We start from the raw sequence: 22,718 nt of genomic DNA, 5'->3' as shown, positions 1-22,718 counted from the left end.
ACCCATGCCCCACCGCCCCGGGTACCCGTGGTCACCCCAACCGTGCCAACCGCTTCGGCCAGTGCCCGATCGCAGCCCGACACCTACAATGTGGTGACCGAATACCGGGGGAATGAGTCACTAGGCCAGTTACAACAGGTGGCGCCTGGTGCCTACTTGCGCAATTTCAATGATGGGATTCGGGTCCAGTTGGGCACGTTTGACGATCGGGCCAGTGCCCAGGAGATGGTGGAGCAACTCAAGCAGCAGGGAGTCCCGGCTCAGATCCAGGCCGAGTAGCAGTCTGGACCAACCCATCGGCCACGTCAGCGGGTGCGATAGGATAGGAGAAAACGTCGTGTTGTTCAGGTGACACATGATGTGGATTCGCTGCTGTACGGCCAGGGAGTGAGGCATGGGTGTGTTCGATCGCATCTCACGGGTACTCAAGGCGAGCTTCGATGCCCTTGTCAGCGAGGCGGAGGACCCGGAGCAGATCCTAGAGCAGGCGGTGGCCGAGATGCAGGATGAACTCATTCAACTGCGGCAGGCCGTCGCTCAGGCGATCGCAACCCAAAAGCGCACGGAGCGTCAGTGCCATCAGGCCACGGCGACGGCGGCTGAATGGTATCAACGGGCGGAGTTGGCCCTACAGGTTGGGGATGAAGCCCTAGCGAGGGAAGCACTGACCCGGCGCAAGAGCTACCAAGAGACCGTGCAGATGATGCAGGCCCAATTGGAGCAACAGGCAGCGATCGTCCAAAAACTCAAGCGCGATATGGCGACGCTGGAAAGCAAAATCGCCGATGCTCGCACCCGTAAGGATCTCTACATTGCCCGTGCCCGATCGGCCCAAGCCTCCCAACGCCTACACGCCATGTTGGACCAGATGAATCCCCAGGGAGCCATGCAAAGCTTTGAACGTATGGAACAAAAGGTGGCTGAACTAGAGGCTCGCTCTGCCGCAATCGCCGAGTTAGGTCAGGACGATCTGGAGCGACGCTTTGCCGCCCTAGAGCAGAGCAGTGACATTGAGGCGGATCTCGCGACCTTGAAACACCGCCTGTCCCCCAAGCGAGAACCCGATGTAGAGCGTAACGAGGCTTAAGCTTCGGGGTCTGGTAGCCCCACGGGATCTCCAGAATCGAGCGGAGGGCGAGCCGTCGATTAAGCTAACCTAGTAGTTAGGTTAGCCCTGCTGCTTGCCCCTAGCCTGAGGTGGGACGTTTTTGCTTGGGCAGGAACCGTTCTGTGAGGGGGCTTTTCGGGCGGGCACGATCGGTGCTAGCCGGACCTAGTGACCAGCCTAGTGACCAGCAAGGACACCATCATGGGATTATTCGACCGTGTTAGCCGCGTAATTCGCTCCAATCTCAATGCCCTCGTGAGTTCTGCCGAAGATCCAGAAAAGATGCTGGAACAGGCAGTCATTGACATGCAGGAGGACATGGTCCAAATGCGACAAGCTGTCGCCAACGCGATCGCCAGCCAGAAGCGGACGGAGCAGCAGTACAACCAGGCCATTACCGAAGCCAATACCTGGCATCAACGTGCCCAATTGGCCCTACAAAAGGGGAATGAGGATTTAGCGCGGGAGGCTCTGAACCGCAAGAAGGTCAACACGGAGACCGCCAACACCCTGAAGGCCCAGTTGGATCAACAGACGGCCCAGGTCGAAACTCTCAAGCGCAGCATGGTCGCCCTGGAAGGCAAACTGTCGGAAGCCAAGACGAAGAAGGATATGCTCAAGGCACGAGCCAGTGCCGCCAAGGCGAATGAACAATTGCAAAGCACCCTAGGAAGGATGGGGACCAGTAGTGCAATGGGGGCTTTTGAGCGCATGGAAGAAAAGGTATTGCAAATGGAAGCCCGCTCCCAAGCGGCGGCTGAATTAGCTGGTGCCGATCTGGAAAGCAAGTTTGCGGCCCTGGAAGCCAGCGATGTTGATCTAGAGCTAGAGGCGATGAAAGCCCAATTGCTGGGACCGGCCAACGCCCCCAACCAAGCCCAACTGCCTGCGGCTGAAGCAGAATCGACCCCTCCCCGTGATGCGGTGATTGAGGCAGAAATGGAAGAACTCGCCCGGGAGTTGGATAAACTATAAAAACTGGGTTTGCTCCCTACGGACTTTGCCCCCTGCGGCCAGAAGCCTTCATCCAGTAGGCTGTATGCTCACTGCCAGGGCTGAGCATCCCTTAGGCGTTCAGGTGTTGCCAGGTGAAAGTATTACCCCTTAAGCGGGTGTTTGACCAGTCTGACAACAAGTTGTTTTGGCGACTGAGGTTGCTACTGCAAACTCAAAACAATGCTTAGGATAGCCAAAAAGGTTGAGGCGCCTAGTCATGGTTTTAATCGCGCTCCCCCTTTATTCAACATTCCCTCAGGCACCGCAATTCAGAAGTGGGAATTGCAAGCATGGCTATTAGAGGGTGTTTGAAAAGTCCAGAAACAAGCCGTTTGGGCGACTAAAGTCGCCACGACAAACGCAAAATAACGTTGAGGACGGCCAAATGCTGAAGTTCGTAGTCGCGGTTTTAACCGCCATCCCCCTTTTAAAACATCCTCTTAGGGTGTTGAAATTAATAAGAAAGCATTAGGCTTTGGAGGGTAAGCAACCAAGAGGGGTCACAACTCTGTTACGCTAGGTGAGCATTCAGCCATACAGCTCACCCTATCCAATTCAGTCGGTCTATGCAATTCGCCACCCGTCTTCGGCCCCTCCAGTCCAATGTATTTGCCGACATGGATCAGGCAAAAGCCAGAGCCAGGGCGGCAGGCCAGGAAATTATTGACCTGTCCCTAGGGTCCTCCGATCTGCCCGTGGAACCCCCCATCCTGGATGTCATTAGCCAGTCCCTATATGACCCCAGTACCCACGGCTATTTGCTGTTCCACGGCACCCGCCCCTTCCGGGAAGCCGTCGCCCAATGGCATACCCAGCGTTATGGCATCGCGATCGATCCTGAAACGGAAGTCTTGCCCCTGGTGGGTTCCCAGGAAGGCACTGCCCACCTACCCCTCGCGGTGCTGAATCCAGGGGACTTTGCCCTGTTGCTTGATCCCGGTTACCCTTCCCATGCCGGGGGCGTGTATCTGGCCAGCGGTCAGATTTATCCGATGCCGATCCTGGCGGAAAATGGCTTTTTGCCAGTGCTGGCGGATGTGCCCGAGGCGGTGTTGCAGCAAGCCCGCATGATGGTGCTGAGTTATCCCCACAACCCCACCACCGCGATCGCGCCCTTGAGTTTCTTCCAGGAAGCCGTCGCCTTCTGCCAAGCGCACCATCTGGTGCTGGTGCATGACTTCCCCTATGCCGATATGGTCTTTGGCGACACGAAACCCCCTTCGATCCTTCAGGCTGATCCGGACAAAACGGTGTCGATCGAATTCTTCACCCTGTCCAAGTCCTACAACATGGGCGGCTTCCGGGTGGGCTATGCTGTCGGCAATGCGGACCTGATCCGGGCACTGCGGCAGGTGAAGGCAGCCGTTGATTTTAACCAATACCGGGGCATTTTGAATGGCGCGATCGCGGCCTTGACAGGCCCCCAGGAGAGCGTGGCGCGATCGGTCAATATTTTCCGAGAACGGCGGGATGCCTTTGTGCAAACCTTGCACCGCTTGGGCTGGGCAGTGCCCGTCCCTGACGCCACCATGTATATTTGGGCCAAGTTACCCACCCCCTGGGATCAAGACTCGATTAAGTTCTGTACGGAACTGGTGGAAACGACGGGCGTGGCAGTGGCACCGGGCGCAGGATTTGGTAAGTCCGGTGAAGGCTATGTGCGCTTTGCGTTGGTGCATGATCCCCAGATTCTCGCGACGGCGGCAGCCAAAATTGCTCAATTTCTCTAACTGTTAATGACCAAGGGTGGGCAACAGACCCAAGGGGGTAGGGTGCTGCTGGCGATCGCGATCGGCATGATCGTCCTCGGCACCGTCCTGCGTTTTGCGAATCTGGACAGCAAGGTATTTTGGGTAGATGAGGTCTTTACGGCCCTGCGCATTTCGGGCTACACCGAGGCGGATCTCAGCCAGTTCTGGCAGCAGCACCCCTTCTTCATTGCCCAGGATCTGCAGCAATTTCAAACCCCCGGCAGCGAGAAAACGGTGCTGGACACGATCCGCAGCCTCGCTGTCCAAGAACCCAACCACTCACCGTTATATTTTGTCTTGGCCCGCTTCTGGATGCAGATCTTTGGCTCTTCAACCTGGGTGTTGCGGAGCTTTTCGGTAGTCACCAGTATCCTGAGCTTGCCGCTGATGTATGGCTTGGCTCGGGAACTCTATCCGGATCGGCGCATGGGTGTTATGGCCTTGGCGCTCCTAGCCGTTTCACCTTTGCACGTCCTCTATGCCCAGGAAGCGCGACCCTATAGCCTCTGGGTAGGCATGACCTTGCTAGCCAGTTGGACCTTGTTACGTGCCCTGCGACAACGGCAGCCCCAAGCTTGGGTGGCCTTTAGTCTGGCAACCCTACTGGCGTTGTATACCTATCCCTTTGCCCTATTCATTGCGGTGGGGCAGGCACTCTATGTGGGGCTGTTGCGGGCACAAAGTCAGGGGGCATGGCGATCGTGCCTGCTGGCCCTAGCGGTTGCCTTAGTCGGCTTTTCTCCCTGGCTAGTGGCCCTGATTCGGAATGGTCAGCGGGGGGCCCAGCTTGCGGCATGGCAAACCCAGAATCCCGCCCACGGCATTCCGGAACTGAGCCTGCATTGGGGCTTGCATCTCACGCGCCCCCTACTAGATTTTGAAAATAATTACACCGTTAGTGTGACCCAGCCGTTTCCCTACCTGCTGGTGGTCCTAGCCGCAGTGGCGCTGGTCGCCTATGCCTTTTATGACCTCTGGGCAATGACGCCACGTCAGATCTGGCTATTCCCCGTGTGCTTCATGTTGCCCTTGGCCGCAGGGGTGATCCTGCCGGATTTAATTCTGGGCGGGCAACGATCGGTGGCCACGCGGTATTTTCTGGCCGGAACGCTGGGGGTGCCCTTGGTGATCGCCCATCTGCTGGTGCGCCATGCCCAGGGAACAGCCGCCTCGCGATCGCAGCGTCAGGTGTGGACAGGGGCGATCGTCGGGCTATTGCTCCTAGGCACCTTGGCCAGTGCTAGTAACGTGTTGGCGAGTACCAGTTGGACAAAGCAGGGGGGCTATATTCCCTATGCTGCTCAGATCATCAACCAGACCGAGAATCCCCTGGTCAGTAGTGAACGGGACTTGTGGTTATTATCGTTCGCCCATGCCTTGCGCCCAGAGACGGTGATCCAGGTGTTCAATAGCCAGGTGTCACCGCCCTTATTACCCCTGGGCTTTAGTGATTACTTCATCTATGCAGCCCCGCCAGCGTTTATGCAGCAATTTCAGCAGGCGTCGGGGTTAACCTTTGTCCCCCTTCCGGGCTTGGAAAGTGTGCCCCTGTGGCAGTTACAGCGACCCGAACCGTGAGCCAGTATCCCCCAGGGATGCCGTTAGCGGGGGAAAGGCCACGCCCAACATACGCCGCTCCGGGAACCGCCCTGGGCCTATGGCCTACGCGGCAAAATTTTCAAGTCCGGGACAGGTATCAGGTCGGGATATTTAAGACCACTACCCGATCCCAAGAGCACCACCCGATCGTCTGGTTGCAGGATACCCTTGCGGGCTAGGGTTTGGACAGCAGGGATACCGGCAGCCGCCTCCGGGCCAAGGAACACTCCCTCCGCTTGGAGGGTTTGTGGGATCGCCGCCGCAATCGCCGCATCAGATACCGCGATCGCATAGCCCTGGGTGGCATACAAAGCCGCCAACACCATAAAGTCACCAAAGGATTTGGGCACCCGTAGGCCCGTGGCAAAGGTGTGGGCATGCTCGCAGTATTCCGAAACAGCAGCCTGGGCATGGAATGCCTGCACGATCGGCGCACAGCCCTCGGCTTGCACCGCAATCAAGCGCGGTAAAGTGCCCTTGACCCAGCCCAAGGTTTGGAGTTCTTGGAATGCTTTATACATCGCCGCGATCGCAATGCCGCCACCGGTGGGAAACACGATCGCATCCGGGAATTGCCACCCCAATTGCTCGACAATCTCGTACCCCATTGTCTTTTTTCCCTCCAGCCGATAGGGTTCCTTCAGGGTAGAGACATCAAACCAGCCCTGGGGTTGGAAATGCTGCTGAATCCACTGGCCAGCATCGGAAATAAGGCCCTGCACTAAATAGGTCTCAGCGCCGGTAAAGGCACACAACCGTTGCGACAGGGGGTTGGCATCCTGGGGCATGAGGACCGTGAGGGGGATGCCGGCCCGCGCGGCGTAGAGTGCCCAGGCTTCCCCCGCATTGCCGTTGGTGGCGATCGCCAGTTTTTCCGCCCCCAATGCGATCGCCCGTGAAATCCCCACAGTGGCCCCGCGGGCTTTGAAGGTATCGCCGGGATTCATTCCCTCATCCTTCAGCCATAGCTGCCCCACCCCTAGGGACTGGGCCAAGCGGGGTAGGGGAGACAGGGGGGTGAACCCTTCCCCCAGGGACACAACCTGGATTGGCTCCCGCACGGGCAAGAGTTCGTGGTAGCGCCAGAGGGTTGGGGACGTTCGCTGGACTAAATCAGCCGGGGTCAGGGCTTGGGCCACCGCAGACAAATCGTAGCGGGCTAATAGGGGGGCACCGCAAGCGCAGATATTGTGTAGATGCTCAGCATCATACGGCTGCTGACAGCGAGCACATTCTAGGTGGGAGAGTAGGCTATACGGCAGGGGTGTCACAGGGGTTGGGATAGGGGATAAGCCGCTGCATCGGGAGTCTGGACGATCGCTGCCCTTGATGCAGATTTTCTGATTCTAGAGGGTACTACAGAACGTGATCACCTATCTTGCTCCCTGATGGCGACCCATTGCCGGCAGTCCGTTTCCACGTCATGGAAACCGGGGAAATCTTACCGCTCTTCAACAAGAGAACTGTGATTTTGCTGAAGTTGGGCATGGCTGGCGGCTAGTCGCTCGGAGATTTCCTTCTCCACATCGGCCACCTTGTGCCAAAAACTGGCGGAGTGACGCGCCGCCAGGAGTTCTTTCCAGAGCAGGTTGATCAGGGCTGATGCATCGTCACGATCGGCACTGGCCCGATCGCGCAGTTGCTCAAAGGCAACGGCGGCAGCCGCGCGTTGTTCAAAGTCTTCGGCAAGCAAGAGGCAGGTTTGCAACTGCTCTGCCGGGGCGACAAGAGACTGGGGCTTAGTCGGTGCGGTAACTGGGGCCATATTCGGGATACAACTCACACTGCGAATGTTAACAAGCCTAACGGTCAGGTGAAAGTTTGTTACATATTGACTACTTTATTACCAGGTTCAGGTGCTTTATGCAAATTTTTTTGAAACGTTGCTTGCAAAAATGACAAGGACGGTATAAAGGTTTGCCCTGAACAGTCAGCAGGATTGCCGGGGCTATCGTTAAAGATTGCGGGGATTAACGGCTTGAAAGTATACCCCATCTTGGGAACCAGCGATCGTCAGGATTGGGGGATTGGCGCAATCGCTCGCTGATGCCACCGTCTCTTCCTTTTCCAGGTCGTGCTCCGGGTATAGGCGTCCATAATGCTTAAAACTTTTGCCCGATCGCGCCCCCTTCCTGTGCCCCGTAAGCTTGCCATGCCAGATCCACCAAACCATTGACAATCGCGCTAGCGACGATGGCATTCCCTTTGCGACCCTCAATCCGAATATGGGGTACCAGGGAGTCCTTGAGACGCTCCTTGGCTTCTTCCACATCAACAAAGGCAGCGGGGGTGCCAATCACCAAGGCCGGACGGATCACCTCTTGCTCAATCAGTTGTACCAGGCTGGTCAGGGCCGTTTGCGCCTGTCCAATGACAAAAATCCCCTCTGGATACCGACGGGCTAGGGTTTCAATGCCCCAAGCGGCTTTGGTTTTGCCTTTTTGGGGCCGGGTAAGCGCCTCCATGCTGCAATAGACGGGATTGGCAAAGGTATTTTGGATATAGGGCGCAATACTGACCTGCACGAGGGGCACATCTACGATGATCGTACTGCGGGCCGCTAGCGCCGCCGCCCCCGACTGGAGCGCCTGATCCGAGAAGCGAATCAGGGACTTATATTCAAAGTCAGCCGTGGCATAGATCACCCGTCGGACAATTTCATACTCAGACGGTGAAAAGGCGTGTTGACCAATTTCCTGATCAATCAGGGCCAAACTTTGGGCATCGGTGGTATGCCATTCCATGTGTGACACGATCGCGACCTACTCCCTAGGGATCAGCTTACAGGGTATACCATTTTCTATCGTTGCTCTCGAAAAGCATAGGACTTTAGCAATGACGGTAAGTCCCCTGCAATCATCATCATCACAAAAGGGGGATCGGAGCGCCATCGCAGCGGTCGGGATAGCAGGCAAGCTGCCGGCCACTCGCTTTGAGAGCCGAGTTCGCGAGCGCCTGAGACGACCACTCTGGCCACTTGAGCGATCGCCCCGGTCCAGTGGCGAATTCGCTACCCTAGGGATGTGCCCCTAGGGAAAGTGCCCTACCGATGAAAAAGCCATTGATCCTGTTGGCCAGTCTAGCGTGCCTCCTCACCCTGCTCGTCAGTTGCCAGGGGACACGACTCAATCAAGCGGTGGCTGACAGTCCTGTGGCTACGCCTACGGCAACGCCGATCGCTGCCGAGAACACAACCCGGATCGCGGCAGCAACTGAGACAGCTACGCCCTATGACGGGTTTCGGCTGGGCCTGCCGATTGACTGCAAAATGGGTGATCCCTGTTTTGTTCTGCTCTACCCCGATCGTGATCCGGGTCCAGGGGAAACCGACGTGGGCTGCGGACGTTTGACCTATGACGGCCATGATGGCACCGACTTCGCCATCCCCGATATGAAGGCCAGGGTAACCGTAGTGGCGGCGGCACCCGGTCAAGTTCTGCGCACCCGTGATGGCGTCGTCGATCGCATGATTGAAGGCGATACCGATAAAGCCGCGATCGCAGGCACGGAATGCGGCAATGGCATGGTCATTCAACACGCCGACGGCTGGGAAACCCAATACTGCCACCTGCGCCAGGGCAGTGTCCTCGTCAAACCGGGGGATGCGGTCCAGGCGGGAACCCCCTTGGGGCTGGTGGGGATGTCGGGCATGGCTTCCTTTCCCCATGTCCATCTGAGCGTGCGCCAACAAACTAAGGCCGTTGATCCCTTTGTGGGGCCTGATGCCGGGGCAGGCTGCCAAGTCGATCGGTGGCCCATGTGGCAACCCGCCTTGCCCTATCAACCCACGGGCCTTGTCCGGGCTGGGTTTTCGACCCGTCCACCAGACATTAAGGCGGTGTGGGAAGGCGAATTTGCCGACACCCAGCTAGCGGCGAATGTCCCTGCCCTGATCTTCTGGGTGCAGTCCTACGGGGTGGAAGCGGGGGATGTGGAAACGATGCGCCTCTTGGACCCCAGCGGTAAAGCGGTGGTGGATCAGCAACAACCCCGCGATCGCGCCAATCGGGTGTACCTCGGCTTTGTGGGTAAACGCGTGCGACCCGAAGCGCCCCTCCAACCCGGAACCTGGCGCGGTGAGTACCGTCTAACCCGACAAGGCAAGGTCCTGATTGAGGCAAGCCGGACCCTAACGGTCACTGGCTAGTGAAGCGTCCATCTTAAGCTGAGCAGCCCTCGACAAGCTCAGCCCGAACGGATGAGTCCCGCTCACCCTAAAGCCCTGTCGAAGGGTCTTGGTGCCGATCAACCACCCTGCAATTGACGGCTGACCAAGGACAAGAGCTATCCCCCTGATCGCCCTCGAATTTAAATTTTTCTCCCGAATTTAAATCCTCATCCTGTGCAGTTGAATACAGTTCTTCCAGAGAGAGCCGCTAAGGTGTTAGGCATTAATACACGGTCAATTTGTTACTGTTTGTTAATTTAAGTAACAATTAGGCAACAATTAGTGAAGGTTCGCTGTCCGGGGTGCCCCCCGTGGCTTGCTGACTCGCACGCCTGTCCATCTCAATGAGGGAACTGTAGTGTCTCGATCTATCCCATCTCTCCAACTAACCGATGAACAATTAGTGGCGAGTTTTTTCCAACGCTCGGCGGGACAGTGGCGATCGGAGCGTCGCTACTACACACTGCCCGCAGGGGAAACCCAGGAAATTGTGAGTTTGATCCAGATTCGCTTTTTGTCCCAGGGCAGTCCCGAACTCATCCATCTCGCCGAACGCCACCATCTGGCGGATGTGACGGGTCTGGCCTGTGGTGCCGAGGTGACCTGGGAGAGTGCCTTGGCGGTATCGGGGCGGCCCCAGTCGGCAGGTTCCACGGTTTTTGGGGTAGCGGGCAGTGTTCTATACCGCGATCGCGGCTTTGCAACCACAAAACCCGTGACCGCCAGCTTCTACTTCCCCACCCCCGATAGCTTCTGTCTACGCACTGAGTACAAGGGATCAGTCTTTGAGGAAGAAATCAAACTGATCGGCCAGCAGTACCGTACCCGGCAAACCGTGATTTCGCGATCGGGCGAACAAGTGATGATCGGCCAGTATTTGGAAAAACGGATTTTGTAGACTCAATTGGGAACCTCCCAGTTTGACAATTTCCCCCTCATCCCCCAGCCCCTTCTCCCACGAGGGGCGAAGGGGAGCCAGTTAAACGCACCCAAGCAGTGGTAGCCCGATGACGGTCCAAATCTTCTCCCACGAGGGGCGAAGGGGAGCCAGTTAAAGTCCCTCTGCTCTTGTGGGAGAGTTGTGACCCTACGGGAGGACCCGATACGCACTCTACGGGCGTTGGAGCCAGTTAAAGTCCCTCTCTCCTTGTGGGAGAGGGATTTAGGGTAAGGGGTAAAAAAGTGGGATGCACCATTGCTGGTAGCCAAGTCGTTGCAGAATCAGTGGGGTAGGCATCCTGCCTGCTCTTGAGCATGACCCTGCCTGCCCTTGAGCATTTCCGGGGGTATGGGCGTACCCACTAGCCCGTAGGATGAAAACTGTCATCCATCACAAGCAGCGGCTACCGCAAGCAAATTCAAGGTTATGAGTGCAGTTGACGATAAGACGATCGTTCGTGACTATTTCAATGCCACCGGGTTCGATCGCTGGCAACGGATCTATGGGGATGGGGAAGTTAATCGGGTCCAGCTTGACATCCGCCAGGGTCACCAGCAAACGGTTGAGCAAGTCCTCACCTGGTTACAAGCTGATGGCAACCTTAAGGATCTATCCATCTGTGATGCGGGCTGCGGGGTCGGTAGCCTGAGTATTCCCCTGGCCGCCGCCGGAGCGCAGGTCTATGCCACCGATATTTCCGAAAAAATGACCACGGAAGCTTGGCAACGGGCCACGGCGATCCTGGACACGATGGATAACCTCAAGTTTGTGGTGCAAGATCTAGAGGCTCTGGGCGGGCAATACCATACGGTGATCTGCCTGGATGTGCTGATCCACTATCCCCAGGAGCACGCGATCGCCATGATTGACCACCTGGCTTCCCTGGCTGAATCCCGCCTAATCTTCAGCTTTGCGCCCAAAACCTTCTGGTTGAGCCTCCTTAAAAAAGTGGGCGAATTTTTCCCCGGTCCCAGCAAAACCACCCGCGCCTATCAGCACCGGGAAGCCGATATTGTGCGGGAATTAGCCGCGCGGGGTTGGCGCGTCGAGCGAAATGCCATGATCCAAACCCGGTTTTATTTCTCTCGCTTACTGGAAGTGGTGCGAACTTAGGGTAGTCCCTTGCCCAGTCACCCAACCGTGGCCCAACCGAGCACCTGAGCGCCCCCCATCCGCGCTGGAAGTTTTGAATTTTGAATTCCCAGTGCGGGTGCGGCTCCCCTGGACTGGCGGCTCGGCATTTGGTTGAACCCGTCCTCCCATGCGCTACGATCGTCCCGTGAGTCCCATTGGCAGGAAAGGGCAGAGAGCGTTCTTATGAGTCAGCAAGATAATTTCGCGGGTGGATTTTTATTAGGGGCGATCGTCGGTGGGACGATCGGTGGGGTTCTGGGGGCCGTCCTAGCTGCCAAAATCAGCCAACCAGAGTCATCGGAGATTGGGAAGTTGGCGGAGAGTAAACCGGAGAAATCTAAAAAATCCCACCTGATGCCTTCAACGCCCCAGGAAATCGAAGCAGCACGGCGGGCCTTAGAGGTCAAAATTGCCCAGTTGAATGAGGCGATCGATGATGTGCGCTTGCAATTGAGCACTGTCCACAGCAATGGCCTAGAGTCCCACGATCGCCCCACTGAGGACCGTACCCTGCCATCGACGACCAACCCAATGTCAGTAAACCCCAGGGATTAATCCCGATTTCAAACGCCATTACGGGAACTATCGCTCAGTCAGTGTATTCAAAATCAGGAGTAGGGACAGGTTGCGTCAATGCCTTCTTGAGCAATCGACCACCCTCGTGAACTGCACCCTGGTGGTAGGGCAGACGACACACCAGTTGGTCGCCCTAGGGCGCTGTCAAGCTTAATTTTGTAGGGTGGGTCAAACGCAATGCACCCCCAAACACCAGTCAGCGTCTTGGGTCTTGCCAGCTCGACACCAACCTGCAAGCCATCCTATTCAGCAGGATAGTCCCAGGCTCCTCACGGCAGACCGGCCCCAGGCTTCAGGGTGCAACCAGTAACGTCAGCGTAGTCAGCCGATCCTTGGGGGGCGCATCACGACCGATCGGCACACGCCCTGTCCATTTTGCCCACCGATCCCTTACCGACTTCCCCACTATGGCTTTGCTTCCTCTCGTTCCCCTCGCCGGACTGGTGACCACCCTCCTCACCCCTGTCCTGTTCAGCACCCCCGTCAGGTTACCGATGGCCCTGCCTAACCAGCCGTTGCACGTCAGCCTCCAGTTTCCTGCCGGCCCTCGCCGCAGCGCCCCCCGCAGTACGGCTGGGGGAGGTATTCGGGGTAATCTCCACCCCTGCACGGCCAAGGATGAGACCCCTTTTACGGCCCTCCAACCAGCCGATCAACTCAGCACGACCACCCTGGGGAATCCCACCCTGTTTGTTTACGTTCCCCCCAGCACGGCCACCAAGGCCCAGCTTACCCTCAATACGCCAACGGGTGAGAAGCTTTACGAAACGGAGATGGCCCTGCCCAGCCAACCAGGCGTGATGCGTTTGCCGCTGCCGGAGACGATCGCCCTAGAGATGGGGACGACGTATCGTTGGCGGCTGGTGATGCTTTGTGGCAGCGAGGAGGAAATGGTGCGGGGCCGGATTCAGCGGGTAGATCTCAGCCCTGAAGTGAAGTCGGCGATCGCCACAGCCCAAGGTTTGAAGAAAGCCGAACTCTACGCCCAGTCGGCGGTGTGGCTGGATACGTTGATGATCCTGGCGGCGGACTACCCCCAACACCAGCGTGACTGGCGCGAACTGCTCACCTCCGTGGGTTTGGAGGCGATCGCAGCGCAGCCCTTGCTCAACTAGGCAATGCCGTTGCAGATGTGGCAGCGACTGCGGCAAGGATTGTGGGAGTGGCGGGGGGTCTGGGTTGTGGCCCCCAGCGTGACGGTTTTGGTCTTGGGCCTGCGGTTCACGGGCATCCTCCAGGGGGGGGAATGGGCGGCCTATGACCAGTATTTACGTTGGCGACCCGCACCTGCCCGCGACGATCGCATTGTCATTGTGGGGATTAATGAAGATGACGTGCGTGCCCTGGGGCAGGCCATTATCCCCGACGCCATCTACGCCCAAGTGCTCCGGAAACTTTTGGCCCAGAACCCACACCTCATTGCCCTCGATGTATACCGCGACCAGCCCGTTGAACCGGGGCACCAGGAGTTGGTCCAGGTGTTTGAGAGCCATACCAATATTATTGGTATCGAAAAAATGGTGGGCGATCGCAGCCGTGAGGCCGTAGCGGCTCCCCCGGCTCTCCAGGCGAAGGGCCAAGTGGCCTTTAATGACCTGCTGTTCGATCGCGATCGGGTGGTGCGCCGTGCCCTGCTCACGCTTCAGGACCGTAGCGATGAAACTGTGTTGAGTGTGGGGACCTATGCCGCCCTGGCCTATTTAGCCACCGTGGGGCTACGCCCGGAATTGGTTGCGGGCCAAGACTATTGGCAGATTGGCCCAACCCCCTTTCCGCCCTTGGAAACCAATGATGGGGGCTATGTGCGGGTCGATGCCCAGGGCTACCAACTCCTGCTCAACTACCGGGGGCCGACGCCCCAGTTTGCGGTGGTTTCCCTAACGGACGTGCTGGCCGATCGGATTCCTGCCGATTGGGCCAGCGATCGCATTGTGCTGATCGGGGCCGTCAGTGAAAGCTTTCAGGATCTGTTCCTGACGCCCTTTACCCGGACGCCCTCGCAGCGGATGCCGGGGGTGGAAATCCATGCCAGCTTAGCCAGTCAAATCCTCAGTGCTGTCCTTGACGATCGCCCCTTAATCAAAACCTGGCCAGAGGCGGTAGAAGGGCTATGGATTGCGCTTTGGGCCACGATCGGGGCAATCCTGACCTGGACCCAGCGCTATGCCGGTGGGGTGCGATCGGTGTCCTGGCAAAAGGGGGGCAGCATCTTGCTAGCGTCGGTGGTGCTAGTGGGCAGCAGCTATCTCCTGTTCCTGGCGGCCTGGTGGGTGCCGATCGTGCCGGCAGCACTCGCCTTTGGCGGGGCCGCAATTGCCATTACGGCCTATATTGCCCGGACGGCTGGGGATATTCGCCAAACCTTTGGTCGCTATTTAAGTGATGAAATTGTCGCTAATTTACTGGAGCATCCCGAAGGCTTGAAACTGGGGGGGCAGCGCCGCACCATTACACTGTTAACCTCAGACCTGCGGGGATTTACCGCCCTCTCCGAACGTTTACCGCCGGAAGAGGTGGTCCGCGTCCTCAATTTTTATCTGGAGGCGATGGCCGATATTATTACCGACTATGGGGGCACGATCGATGAATTTATGGGGGATGGCATTCTGGTCCTCTTTGGGGCACCCACCCAACGGGAGGATGATGCCGCTCGCGCGATCGCCTGTGCGATCGCCATGCAGCAGGCTATGCCTCGCATTAATCAACAAATGGCGGCTTGGGGATTGCCCCCCTTAGCGATGGGGATTGGCATCAATACGGGCGAAGTGGTCGTGGGGAATATTGGCTCCACCAAGCGAACTAAATATGGCGTAGTCGGCAGTCAGGTCAACCTCACCTATCGCATTGAATCCTATACCACCGGGGGACAGATTTTAATCTCCGAATCGACCCTGAGGTGCGTGCCCGATCGGCTGCGCCTTGATGGTCAAAAACAGGTCCAGCCCAAAGGGGTGAAGGACCCGATTTACATCTACGAAGTTGGCGGTATTGGTGGCGACTATCAGCGTTTTCTGCCGGAAAAAATCGAGGAGGTCTTTTGCCCGCTCCCCCAACCCTTAGCCCTACGCTATACCTTGCTAGAAGGCAAACACGTGGGGGAAAATCAATTTCTGGGGCAACTGGTTAAACTCTCCGCGATGGGGGCCGAAATTCAAGCCAATCCATTGGATACGGATGGGATACCGATCGCGCTGAGCAACATTAAGCTGAATTTGCTAGATCCGGACACGAACCAGCCTGGTGATGATATCTACGCCAAGGTCCTCGAAAAAATGGCTCCCCTGGGACACTACTACGTCCACTTTACGGCCCAACCACCGGAGATAGCCCAGTATTTTCAGACTCTCCATCGATCGTGCCAGTCATCCAACCCTTGAGCCAGCCGTTGAAGCCATTGGGGGGGATTAAATTGTATCCGTTTTCCTATGCTGCTGCCTAACTCCCAACTGCCCAATTTATAGCCATTGTCATTCAGGTTAGGGCAAGGGGCTTAAGCTCCTTGTTGATCACAACCTTTGCACTGTCCTAATGAGCATGAAGACTGCGATAAGAGCGCGAGATGAATTGCGGGCTAAACCTCGATCACGCTTAATCGTTTTATAGACAGTTCAAGATGACCTGCATCCGCCTCACAACCGATAAACTTCCGTCCTAAAGACAAAGCTGCAACCCCAGTAGTGGAAGAACCGGAAAAGGGGTCAAACACGAGATCACCGGGATGGGTACTGGCCCGCAGACAACGAGCCACAAGATTAACGGGTTTTTGAGTGGGGTGTCTACCATGAGATTTTTCATCTTTTCCCGGCGCAGGCATTCGCCAAACATTTTTCATCTGTTTGTCACCATTCGCAGCCTTCATCTCCTCATAATTGAAGGTATAACGTTCTTTGCCTTTCCGTGCTTTAGTGGCCCACAAGATAAGTTCGGTTGAGTGGGTAAAGCAGCGGCAACCTAAATTGGGCGGTGGGGCCGGTTTTTCCCAGATAATATCATTCAAAATCCGAAAGCCAAGTTGTTGCATCGCAAACCCAACAGATGGGTACACATGGAGAGTACCTGTTACCCATATCGTGCCCGTTGGTTTAAGGAGGCGATAGCAAGCAGCCAACCAAGCCTTGTTAAATTCATGATCCCGTTCAACACCTTGGCTACGATCCCATTCGCCTTTATTGACTTTAACCATCTGCCCAGCTACACAGGTCATCCCATCATTGGAAAGGTTATAAGGGGGATCAGTCCAGATGCAATCGACACTTTCAGCCGGTAACCAAGCCATGACTTCCAAGCTGTCGCCATGATATAGACAAGACAGTCCGTCGTTGGACTGCCACACCACCTTGGGGTTGTGCGGATGAACAGTCTCGTGGGTATCCTGAGCAAACCGGCTGGAGGCTGGCCTGGGATTCATCCTGGTAACTCCCTATAGATCGGATGAACTATTATAGTATAGGCCTATAACTAGAATTAGGTCTACAACGTAGAGGTCGATCGGGGAAGACATGACACCTCTCCCCAGTTAGGGAAAAATTCGCTAGGATCAGGCTCAACTTGTCGATCGCTTTCCCGACATTGGCTATGACTATTACCCGCAAACTCCTGGCTCCCCTTGTCCTGCTCACGATCGTCAGCTTTCCCCTGCGATCGTTAGCCCACATGGTTGAAAGCAACTATATTCTGACTGATCAACTGGAATTTACCTCCACCTTCAGCACCGGTGAACCCTTCCAGGATGCCCCCGTCAAAGTCTATGCCCCCAATAATCCCGATCAGCCCTGGCTAGAGACCAAAACGGATGCCAACGGCAAGTTTGCCTTCAAACCCGATCCGAAGCTTCCCGGTAACTGGGAAGTCCAGATTGGCGAAGGGGGCCATTTCGACAGCTATACAGTCCCCGTCGCAGCAATGGGGGTTGAGCTGGATCAGATTGTGGAGGCAGGCAAGCAGGATGTCCACTATGCGGAATCACCGCTGCTGCTAGCGGGGGCTACCCTGATGGTTGCGGGGGGCCTGGGTACTGCCTACCTGACCCGTCGTCGTCGTTCGCCCCGTGCTTAGCTAACCTACCCCCCAATCCCCAGGCGGCCAGCCAAACTGGGGGTTAGGGGTAAAAGGGTGGCGGCCATCAGGAATAACACTAACAGGGCTAGGGAAGCACGGGTGTCGTTAGGTTCCGTTAGCTCATTGAGGCTGGGGCGTTCCGGTTGCCGTTGCAAGAACAGGATAATGATGGCCCAGTATAGGGCGAGGGGATTCACTAAACAGGCGATCGCTAGAAAAATCAGCGTTGCCACCGTCGTCCGGCCCAGGGTTTTGCGGCCATAGATCGCCTGGATCAGCCGTCCGCCATCCAACTGCCCTGCTGGCATGAGGTTCAAGGCCGTGATGACCAGTCCCAGCCAGCCGGCGATCGCTAAGGGATGGATGGTGACTAACTGTTCCCGCAATCCCTCGCCCAGGACAATCCGAGCTAGGGCACCGACCAGCATTGACCCTTCAAAAAATTGGGATGGCACGGCAATTCCCCCACTGGCGGGCGGGAGCAGTAGCCCCAGCAATAGCAACCCCAAAGCCACCCCACCCCCGGCAGCGGGACCTGCAAACACAATGTCAAACAGCACACTGCGATTGGGCAGGAGGGACTCAATGCGGGTAATCGCCCCAAAGGTTCCCAACTGCCAGGCGGGGATGAAGAAGGGCCAGCTTAGGCGCACCTGGTACCGTCGGGCCAGGAACCAGTGCCCCAATTCATGGGCAACGAGGACAGCCACAACCCCTAGGGAGATGGGCAAGGTCTGGAGGATCAAATTGGGTTGGGCTAGAATATCAAAACCGTACTGCAACGCCCCCCGCTCCAGGCAGGTGAAGATCGTTGCCAGTATCAGCAACACGGCTAACCCCCGCTGCATCCAGGTCAGAGGTTGGGGATCATTGGCACTGGGTAGCACAATCACCACGGGCCGACCATCAGAATTTTCAACCAAAAAGAGGCGGTAGCGATCGCCCAAGGTGGTTTGTAAGTTAACCGCGAGGCGATCGTAGGCGACCTCTGGGTCGGTACGCAGATTGCCTCGGAAGATTGCCCCATCCTGATAGGGGATGGTTTCTGTGGCAAAGAAGGTATCAATGCCAAAAATGGTCTGAATTTGCTTGAGGTCTTCGCTAGGGATGGGCAAAATCCCCAGGTTAGGGGAGTTCACCGGGGAGCTAGGGGGGGTTGGGTCGTTGGCCTCAGCAGGCGGACGGGTTTGGCCCGTGCTCGGTTCATGGTCAGTGGCCAGTGGCTCTGGGCTACTAGCTTCGCCGGTATCCATAGGAGCCGACTGCTCGGTGAAACGGTTGGCTTTCTCTTGGGCGATCGCGGCTTGTCCTGCCGCACGGAGTTGTCGTCCTAAAACGATATACAGGACGGTTGACCCCACAATTAACAGCAAAATGGCGGCCAGATTCAGATAGATCCCCAGGGCAAACAAACCGAAGAAGACTAACCAGGGAACCATTAACGCAACCGATTGTAACCAGGCCAAGATCCCTAACTTGCCGTAGGGACGGGCGCGGTAGAATCCCCAACCCAAAATCGCGATCGCGACGAGAGAAATGAGGACGGTTGTAACTGTTTCTGATGCAGCAACCATTACACACTTTTCACCTGTAGATATTAAAAAAACGAACACGAGGGGCACACGAAGAAGATTCCCAGGGCCAACAGATAAGGGGACATCGGTTGCAGCCCCGATCACAGTCCCGATCGCGCCAGTCGAAACGATATTATCTCAAGCCAACTGACCCAGAGGCAAATTCAGGACGAGAGAAGGCAAATTCCGCCTCCCCAGAGACCCCACACCGGCTGGTGCCAGTTGACCGGTAGGATTCGCCCCGTCGGCACCCTGCCATCAGCAACACAGCCATTGTAGCTAACGGCAGGGTTTTCACGGGGCCGTAGGGTATATAGCCGTTCCCTTTCTAAAAAGTACTGTCAAGCCTTGTACACAAGGGGCTTAGGCCCCTTGTCTGTACCTCACCAAGGCTGGAAGTACTGTAGCCGAACGCAGCTTTCTGGGCAGGTTACCAGGGGTGAAATGTTTTTTAAGCAATTGTCACTCGCCAACCGGATGGGGGAACATAGGCAGGTACATCTGGTCAATCATTCTGGCTAATTACTTAAGGAAAGTAAGTATGAAAATCCGTTCAACGATCGCTGCGGGTACTGCCATTGCGTTAATCAGTGCCCCCTTAGCCGTGGCCGGGGCCACTACCCTACTCTCTGCCCCCAGCGTCGTTGCCCAACAGGCGGTCTTAAGCGTGGCTGGAGAAGGGGAGGGGACCCTATCCCTGGCAGGGCGTCCAAATCAGATCGTCACGTTTGTCACCGTGGCTAGTCGCCCTAATCGCACGGCTGAAATTGCGCTACGGCTAGCCGATGGCCATTTAATGAAATGGACCGGACAACTGGTTAGGCTCAATGCTACAGAAGCTGGCATTCGGTTAACAGGGGCGGGGATGGCTGACGCCACGGGCAATCTCACGGTCCGTTACCGGGGGAATCAATTGATTTCCCTTATCGGGAATGGCACCATTGATGGGCAAGCCATGTCGATCCGCTTTACCGTGGCGGATGATAGTGTGAACCGCCCGCCAACCACGGGCACTTCGATGACCTTCGCCCAAATGGGACAAGGCGTTTTCGGGTTACAAGGCCGACCTAATCGCGTGATTACCTTCGCCTCGCTGAACGTTCAGCCCTCTGGGCAGGCCGAGCTATCGGTACGGCTGGATGACGGTAGCTTGGTGAGCTTTGGTGGCCAACAAACCCGTAAAGATGCCTATGAGATTGTCCTGAACCTAACCAGTTCTGGGATGGCGGACGCGCGTGGAACGGCCAATGTTCGCTATGGTGCTAACAATGCAATCAAGGGTATCGTTGCCAATGGGACCCTGGATGGCCAAACGTTCTTTATTCAATTTAACGGTCAATAGTCGTTAATAGAAACGGTTAATCGGGTTGCCCCCCCGACCTTCATGCGCATCGTTCTGGTCCCGGCGGTGGTCTCAGAGTACCTGAACCGATACCGGGACCAACCAGCTCCCAGCGGCCCCAGCCAACGCCACGGATGATAGCTGGCTCTGGGGACTCGCCCACCGACTGATTCAAAATTTTGGTAAAATAATGTAAAGTTTTCTCAGAATCCTACAGGACGGGTGACCCATGCGTGTCATTTTACTTACTGGCAAAGGGGGTGTGGGCAAAACATCCGTTGCCGCAGCGACGGGGCTACGCTGTGCGGAATTGGGTTATAAAACCCTTGTCCTGAGTACCGATCCGGCCCATTCCCTCGCGGATAGTTTTGATCTGGAACTGAGCCACGAGCCGCGATTGGTGAAACCGAATCTGTGGGGGGCGGAACTGGATGCCCTCATGGAGTTGGAAAATAACTGGGGAGCTGTGAAGCGCTACATTACCCAGGTTTTGCAGGCACGGGGGCTGGAAGGCGTTGAGGCGGAGGAATTGGCTATCCTGCCGGGGATGGATGAGATTTTTAGCCTGGTGCGGATGAAACGCCATTATGACGAAGGGGAATTTGAGGTTTTAATTATTGATTCGGCCCCCACGGGTACGGCCCTACGTTTATTGAGTTTGCCGGAGGTGGCGGGGTGGTATATGCGGCGTTTTTATAAACCCTTGCAGCGGATGTCGATCGCCCTGCGTCCGGTATTTGAACCCATTTTTAAGCCCTTGACGGGCTTCTCCCTGCCCGATCGCGAAGTCATGGATGCGCCCTACGAATTCTATGAACAGATCGAGGCGCTGGAAAAGGTCCTAACCGACAACATCCAAACCTCCGTGCGATTGGTGACCAATCCCGAAAAAATGGTCATTAAGGAATCCCTGCGTGCCCATGCCTATCTGAGTTTGTACAACGTCGGGACTGATCTGGTGATTGCTAATCGGATTATTCCCGATACCGTGACTGACCCTTTTTTCCAGCGTTGGAAGGAATCTCAACAGCAGTATCGGCAGGAGATTCGGGACAATTTTCAACCTTTGCCGATTAAGGAGGTGCCCCTTTATTCCGAGGAATTGTGTGGCCTAGCAGCTCTGGAACGGCTGAAGGAAACCCTCTATGCCGAAGAAGATCCGACCCAGGTTTACTACAAGGAAACTACCTTGCGGGTTACCCAACAACAGGATCAGTACAGCTTGGAAATCTACCTGCCGGGTATCCCGAAAAATCAGGTCGAGTTAAGTAAGTCAGGGGATGAGTTAAACATTCGGATTGGGAACCATCGCCGCAATTTAGTTCTGCCCCAGGCCCTTGCGGCTCTGCAACCGGCTGGGGCCAAGATGGAGGAAGATTATCTGAAGATTCGCTTTGCCAACCCCGTTAGTGTTTAGCATGACCCCCACTGAACAACACGCCCCACACCTGGAAACGATCGTTCTCCATTTACCAACGGCTTTGGATGCGGCCCTCGCTGCCCAAGCCGCGCGATCGGGACAATCTAAATCCGACATTGTGACAGCAATTTTGCAAGCCCATTTGACCTTAGAGGTGCCAAGCCAAAAATCCGATTCAGCCTGGAGCGATCGCCTGGTGGCCCTACAAGACCGCCTGACGCAAATCGAGCACCATCTCACCTATTATCAACTGGCCATTCAGAAACAACGTTTATCCAACCCGTCGTTTATTGCCACGGCGGCTGATGACGATGATATTGAAGATGAACCGGATGAGGTGCTAGAAGGCTTTTTGTAGCGGGATGGCAGGGCGCAGCATCTCCGTATGCTTAGGGGAGCGCGTTGGACGATTTGGCTAGGCTCTAGATTCCGTTTAGGCCATGCGCTCAGCGTCGGATCGATTCGGTATCTGCTATGGTTACTAGGTATGGTCAACTGATTTTGTGCCCTCTGGATCGGCGTTGGGCATGAAGGGGATAACCTGACCGCAATGCTGGTGAGTTACGGTATTAGGCATGAGCCGCTTAGACACTGTCCAAGTCGAACAACTTGAAGAAATAGGCGTCTATCTAAGAACGATCCGTGAACAACAGGGCAAATCCCTGGATGAGATCGCAACCAAGACGTTTATTCCCCTGCGGCTACTCAAGGCGATCGAGGCCGGGAATGCGCAACCCTTACCGGAAGCTGTTTTTGTCCAGGGGTTTATTCGCCGCTATGCTGAAGTCCTGGGGTTGAATGGCATTGATCTGTCCCAGCGGTTCTCGGTGGCAGCTACGCCCGCAACTTTTCCGATCGCGGAACCGCCCACGATCCCAGTTGATCCCAGCCTCGCGCTCCGACCAGCACCAGCCGAGCCGATCGCGGCTCCTCAGCCGATCGCCCCGTCCCCGGCACCGTCTGTTGCTAGCCCCCAGCGCCAGATATCCGAACCGGCCCACCCACCCACCCGCGATCCCGTACATCTGTCTCTTATACACATCTCCGAGCCC

Annotated in this window: 21 protein-coding genes; 16 read left to right on the top strand and 5 right to left on the bottom strand. The window is 56.4% G+C overall.

Features of this window, described 5'->3' with window-relative positions; all coding sequences use genetic code 11:
• From ACWIUF_RS14040 to ACWIUF_RS14020, 5 genes are all read left to right on the top strand, one after another.
• A partial coding sequence (locus ACWIUF_RS14040) for an SPOR domain-containing protein (protein WP_448573071.1) occupies nucleotides 1-279 on the top strand: 279 nt, incomplete at its 5' end.
• Between the two features lie 115 nt (nucleotides 280-394).
• Complete coding sequence (locus tag ACWIUF_RS14035) at nucleotides 395-1,087, top strand: PspA/IM30 family protein (protein WP_448573070.1); 693 nt, start codon at nucleotides 395-397, stop codon at nucleotides 1,085-1,087.
• A 222-nt stretch (nucleotides 1,088-1,309) separates the two neighbouring features.
• A complete protein-coding gene (locus ACWIUF_RS14030; protein WP_448573069.1) occupies nucleotides 1,310-2,083 on the top strand; it encodes a PspA/IM30 family protein in 774 nt (257 codons plus the stop codon).
• Nucleotides 2,084-2,670: 587 nt separating this feature from the next.
• Entirely contained in the window at nucleotides 2,671-3,834 is a 1,164-nt protein-coding gene (locus ACWIUF_RS14025; RefSeq protein ID WP_448573068.1) for an LL-diaminopimelate aminotransferase, read from the top strand.
• Nucleotides 3,835-3,840: 6 nt separating this feature from the next.
• Nucleotides 3,841-5,433 carry a glycosyltransferase family 39 protein gene (locus ACWIUF_RS14020; protein WP_448573067.1) on the top strand — a complete coding sequence of 531 codons (1,593 nt, stop codon included), beginning with the start codon at nucleotides 3,841-3,843 and terminating at the stop codon, nucleotides 5,431-5,433.
• A gap of 77 nt (nucleotides 5,434-5,510) precedes the next feature.
• On the opposite strand, the gene ACWIUF_RS14015 is transcribed toward ACWIUF_RS14020, so the two are convergent.
• The 3 genes from ACWIUF_RS14015 to ACWIUF_RS14005 all read right to left on the bottom strand — a co-directional run bounded on the left by ACWIUF_RS14015 (nucleotide 5,511) and on the right by ACWIUF_RS14005 (nucleotide 8,198).
• On the bottom strand, nucleotides 5,511-6,725 hold the full coding sequence (locus tag ACWIUF_RS14015) for a threonine synthase (RefSeq protein WP_448573066.1): 1,215 nt from the start codon (nucleotides 6,723-6,725) through the stop codon (nucleotides 5,511-5,513).
• Nucleotides 6,726-6,895: 170 nt separating this feature from the next.
• Entirely contained in the window at nucleotides 6,896-7,219 is a 324-nt protein-coding gene (locus tag ACWIUF_RS14010; RefSeq protein WP_448573065.1) for a hypothetical protein, read from the bottom strand.
• Between the two features lie 337 nt (nucleotides 7,220-7,556).
• Nucleotides 7,557-8,198, bottom strand: a complete 642-nt coding sequence (locus tag ACWIUF_RS14005; protein WP_448573072.1) for a precorrin-8X methylmutase — start codon at nucleotides 8,196-8,198, stop codon at nucleotides 7,557-7,559.
• Nucleotides 8,199-8,503: 305 nt separating this feature from the next.
• Between ACWIUF_RS14005 and ACWIUF_RS14000 the strand changes: the two genes are divergently transcribed.
• The 6 genes from ACWIUF_RS14000 to ACWIUF_RS13975 all read left to right on the top strand — a co-directional run bounded on the left by ACWIUF_RS14000 (nucleotide 8,504) and on the right by ACWIUF_RS13975 (nucleotide 15,649).
• On the top strand, nucleotides 8,504-9,601 hold the full coding sequence (locus tag ACWIUF_RS14000) for a M23 family metallopeptidase (RefSeq protein WP_448573063.1): 1,098 nt from the start codon (nucleotides 8,504-8,506) through the stop codon (nucleotides 9,599-9,601).
• 379 nt (nucleotides 9,602-9,980) lie between these two features.
• On the top strand, nucleotides 9,981-10,520 hold the full coding sequence (locus ACWIUF_RS13995; RefSeq protein WP_448573062.1) for a phycobiliprotein lyase: 540 nt from the start codon (nucleotides 9,981-9,983) through the stop codon (nucleotides 10,518-10,520).
• A gap of 468 nt (nucleotides 10,521-10,988) precedes the next feature.
• A complete protein-coding gene (bchM, locus tag ACWIUF_RS13990) occupies nucleotides 10,989-11,675 on the top strand; it encodes a magnesium protoporphyrin IX methyltransferase (protein ID WP_448573061.1) in 687 nt (228 codons plus the stop codon).
• A gap of 204 nt (nucleotides 11,676-11,879) precedes the next feature.
• Nucleotides 11,880-12,251 (top strand): hypothetical protein, encoded by a 372-nt coding sequence (locus ACWIUF_RS13985; protein ID WP_448573060.1) that lies wholly within the window; start codon nucleotides 11,880-11,882, stop codon nucleotides 12,249-12,251.
• Nucleotides 12,252-12,679: 428 nt separating this feature from the next.
• Nucleotides 12,680-13,387: a DUF928 domain-containing protein gene (locus tag ACWIUF_RS13980; protein ID WP_448573058.1), complete on the top strand. Its 708-nt coding sequence runs from the start codon at nucleotides 12,680-12,682 to the stop codon at nucleotides 13,385-13,387.
• Between the two features lie 3 nt (nucleotides 13,388-13,390).
• Nucleotides 13,391-15,649, top strand: a complete 2,259-nt coding sequence (locus ACWIUF_RS13975; protein WP_448573057.1) for a CHASE2 domain-containing protein — start codon at nucleotides 13,391-13,393, stop codon at nucleotides 15,647-15,649.
• 194 nt (nucleotides 15,650-15,843) lie between these two features.
• Here ACWIUF_RS13975 and ACWIUF_RS13970 read toward each other — a convergent pair whose 3' ends face one another.
• Complete coding sequence (locus tag ACWIUF_RS13970) at nucleotides 15,844-16,680, bottom strand: DNA-methyltransferase (protein WP_448573055.1); 837 nt, start codon at nucleotides 16,678-16,680, stop codon at nucleotides 15,844-15,846.
• Between the two features lie 167 nt (nucleotides 16,681-16,847).
• Between ACWIUF_RS13970 and ACWIUF_RS13965 the strand changes: the two genes are divergently transcribed.
• Nucleotides 16,848-17,327 (top strand): carboxypeptidase regulatory-like domain-containing protein, encoded by a 480-nt coding sequence (locus tag ACWIUF_RS13965; RefSeq protein WP_448573054.1) that lies wholly within the window; start codon nucleotides 16,848-16,850, stop codon nucleotides 17,325-17,327.
• A gap of 5 nt (nucleotides 17,328-17,332) precedes the next feature.
• Here the strand turns inward: ACWIUF_RS13965 and ACWIUF_RS13960 are convergent, their stop codons facing one another.
• Nucleotides 17,333-18,904, bottom strand: coding sequence for a site-2 protease family protein (locus tag ACWIUF_RS13960; RefSeq protein ID WP_448573052.1), 1,572 nt, complete (start codon nucleotides 18,902-18,904; stop codon nucleotides 17,333-17,335).
• Between the two features lie 541 nt (nucleotides 18,905-19,445).
• Here ACWIUF_RS13960 and ACWIUF_RS13955 point away from each other — a divergent pair.
• The 4 genes from ACWIUF_RS13955 to ACWIUF_RS13940 form a co-directional block, all read left to right on the top strand.
• Nucleotides 19,446-20,246: a hypothetical protein gene (locus ACWIUF_RS13955; protein WP_448573051.1), complete on the top strand. Its 801-nt coding sequence runs from the start codon at nucleotides 19,446-19,448 to the stop codon at nucleotides 20,244-20,246.
• A 229-nt stretch (nucleotides 20,247-20,475) separates the two neighbouring features.
• Entirely contained in the window at nucleotides 20,476-21,663 is a 1,188-nt protein-coding gene (locus ACWIUF_RS13950) for a TRC40/GET3/ArsA family transport-energizing ATPase (RefSeq protein ID WP_448573050.1), read from the top strand.
• Entirely contained in the window at nucleotides 21,641-22,024 is a 384-nt protein-coding gene (locus ACWIUF_RS13945) for a hypothetical protein (RefSeq protein ID WP_448573073.1), read from the top strand. The genes ACWIUF_RS13950 and ACWIUF_RS13945 overlap by 23 nt, the downstream gene beginning before the upstream one ends.
• A gap of 217 nt (nucleotides 22,025-22,241) precedes the next feature.
• Nucleotides 22,242-22,718: helix-turn-helix domain-containing protein (locus ACWIUF_RS13940; protein WP_448573049.1), on the top strand; the 477-nt coding region annotated here is incomplete at its 3' end.

It is taken from the genome of Trichothermofontia sp., from assembly GCF_053493415.1.
This window is presented reverse-complemented; position numbering and strand designations above follow the sequence as displayed.

Excerpts from the sequence above, each read along its gene's own strand:
- ACWIUF_RS14035 (WP_448573070.1), top strand. The coding sequence starts at position 395 with ATGGGTGTGTTCGATCGCATCTCACGGGTACTCAAGGCGAGCTTCGAT.
- ACWIUF_RS14030 (WP_448573069.1), top strand. The coding sequence starts at position 1,310 with ATGGGATTATTCGACCGTGTTAGCCGCGTAATTCGCTCCAATCTCAAT.
- ACWIUF_RS14025 (WP_448573068.1), top strand. The coding sequence starts at position 2,671 with ATGCAATTCGCCACCCGTCTTCGGCCCCTCCAGTCCAATGTATTTGCC.
- ACWIUF_RS14020 (WP_448573067.1), top strand. The coding sequence starts at position 3,841 with ATGACCAAGGGTGGGCAACAGACCCAAGGGGGTAGGGTGCTGCTGGCG.
- ACWIUF_RS14010 (WP_448573065.1), bottom strand. The coding sequence starts at position 7,219 with ATGGCCCCAGTTACCGCACCGACTAAGCCCCAGTCTCTTGTCGCCCCG.
- ACWIUF_RS14005 (WP_448573072.1), bottom strand. The coding sequence starts at position 8,198 with ATGGAATGGCATACCACCGATGCCCAAAGTTTGGCCCTGATTGATCAG.
- ACWIUF_RS14000 (WP_448573063.1), top strand. The coding sequence starts at position 8,504 with ATGAAAAAGCCATTGATCCTGTTGGCCAGTCTAGCGTGCCTCCTCACC.
- bchM (WP_448573061.1), top strand. The coding sequence starts at position 10,989 with ATGAGTGCAGTTGACGATAAGACGATCGTTCGTGACTATTTCAATGCC.
- ACWIUF_RS13985 (WP_448573060.1), top strand. The coding sequence starts at position 11,880 with ATGAGTCAGCAAGATAATTTCGCGGGTGGATTTTTATTAGGGGCGATC.
- ACWIUF_RS13980 (WP_448573058.1), top strand. The coding sequence starts at position 12,680 with ATGGCTTTGCTTCCTCTCGTTCCCCTCGCCGGACTGGTGACCACCCTC.
- ACWIUF_RS13975 (WP_448573057.1), top strand. The coding sequence starts at position 13,391 with ATGCCGTTGCAGATGTGGCAGCGACTGCGGCAAGGATTGTGGGAGTGG.
- ACWIUF_RS13970 (WP_448573055.1), bottom strand. The coding sequence starts at position 16,680 with ATGAATCCCAGGCCAGCCTCCAGCCGGTTTGCTCAGGATACCCACGAG.
- ACWIUF_RS13965 (WP_448573054.1), top strand. The coding sequence starts at position 16,848 with ATGACTATTACCCGCAAACTCCTGGCTCCCCTTGTCCTGCTCACGATC.
- ACWIUF_RS13960 (WP_448573052.1), bottom strand. The coding sequence starts at position 18,904 with ATGGTTGCTGCATCAGAAACAGTTACAACCGTCCTCATTTCTCTCGTC.
- ACWIUF_RS13955 (WP_448573051.1), top strand. The coding sequence starts at position 19,446 with ATGAAAATCCGTTCAACGATCGCTGCGGGTACTGCCATTGCGTTAATC.
- ACWIUF_RS13950 (WP_448573050.1), top strand. The coding sequence starts at position 20,476 with ATGCGTGTCATTTTACTTACTGGCAAAGGGGGTGTGGGCAAAACATCC.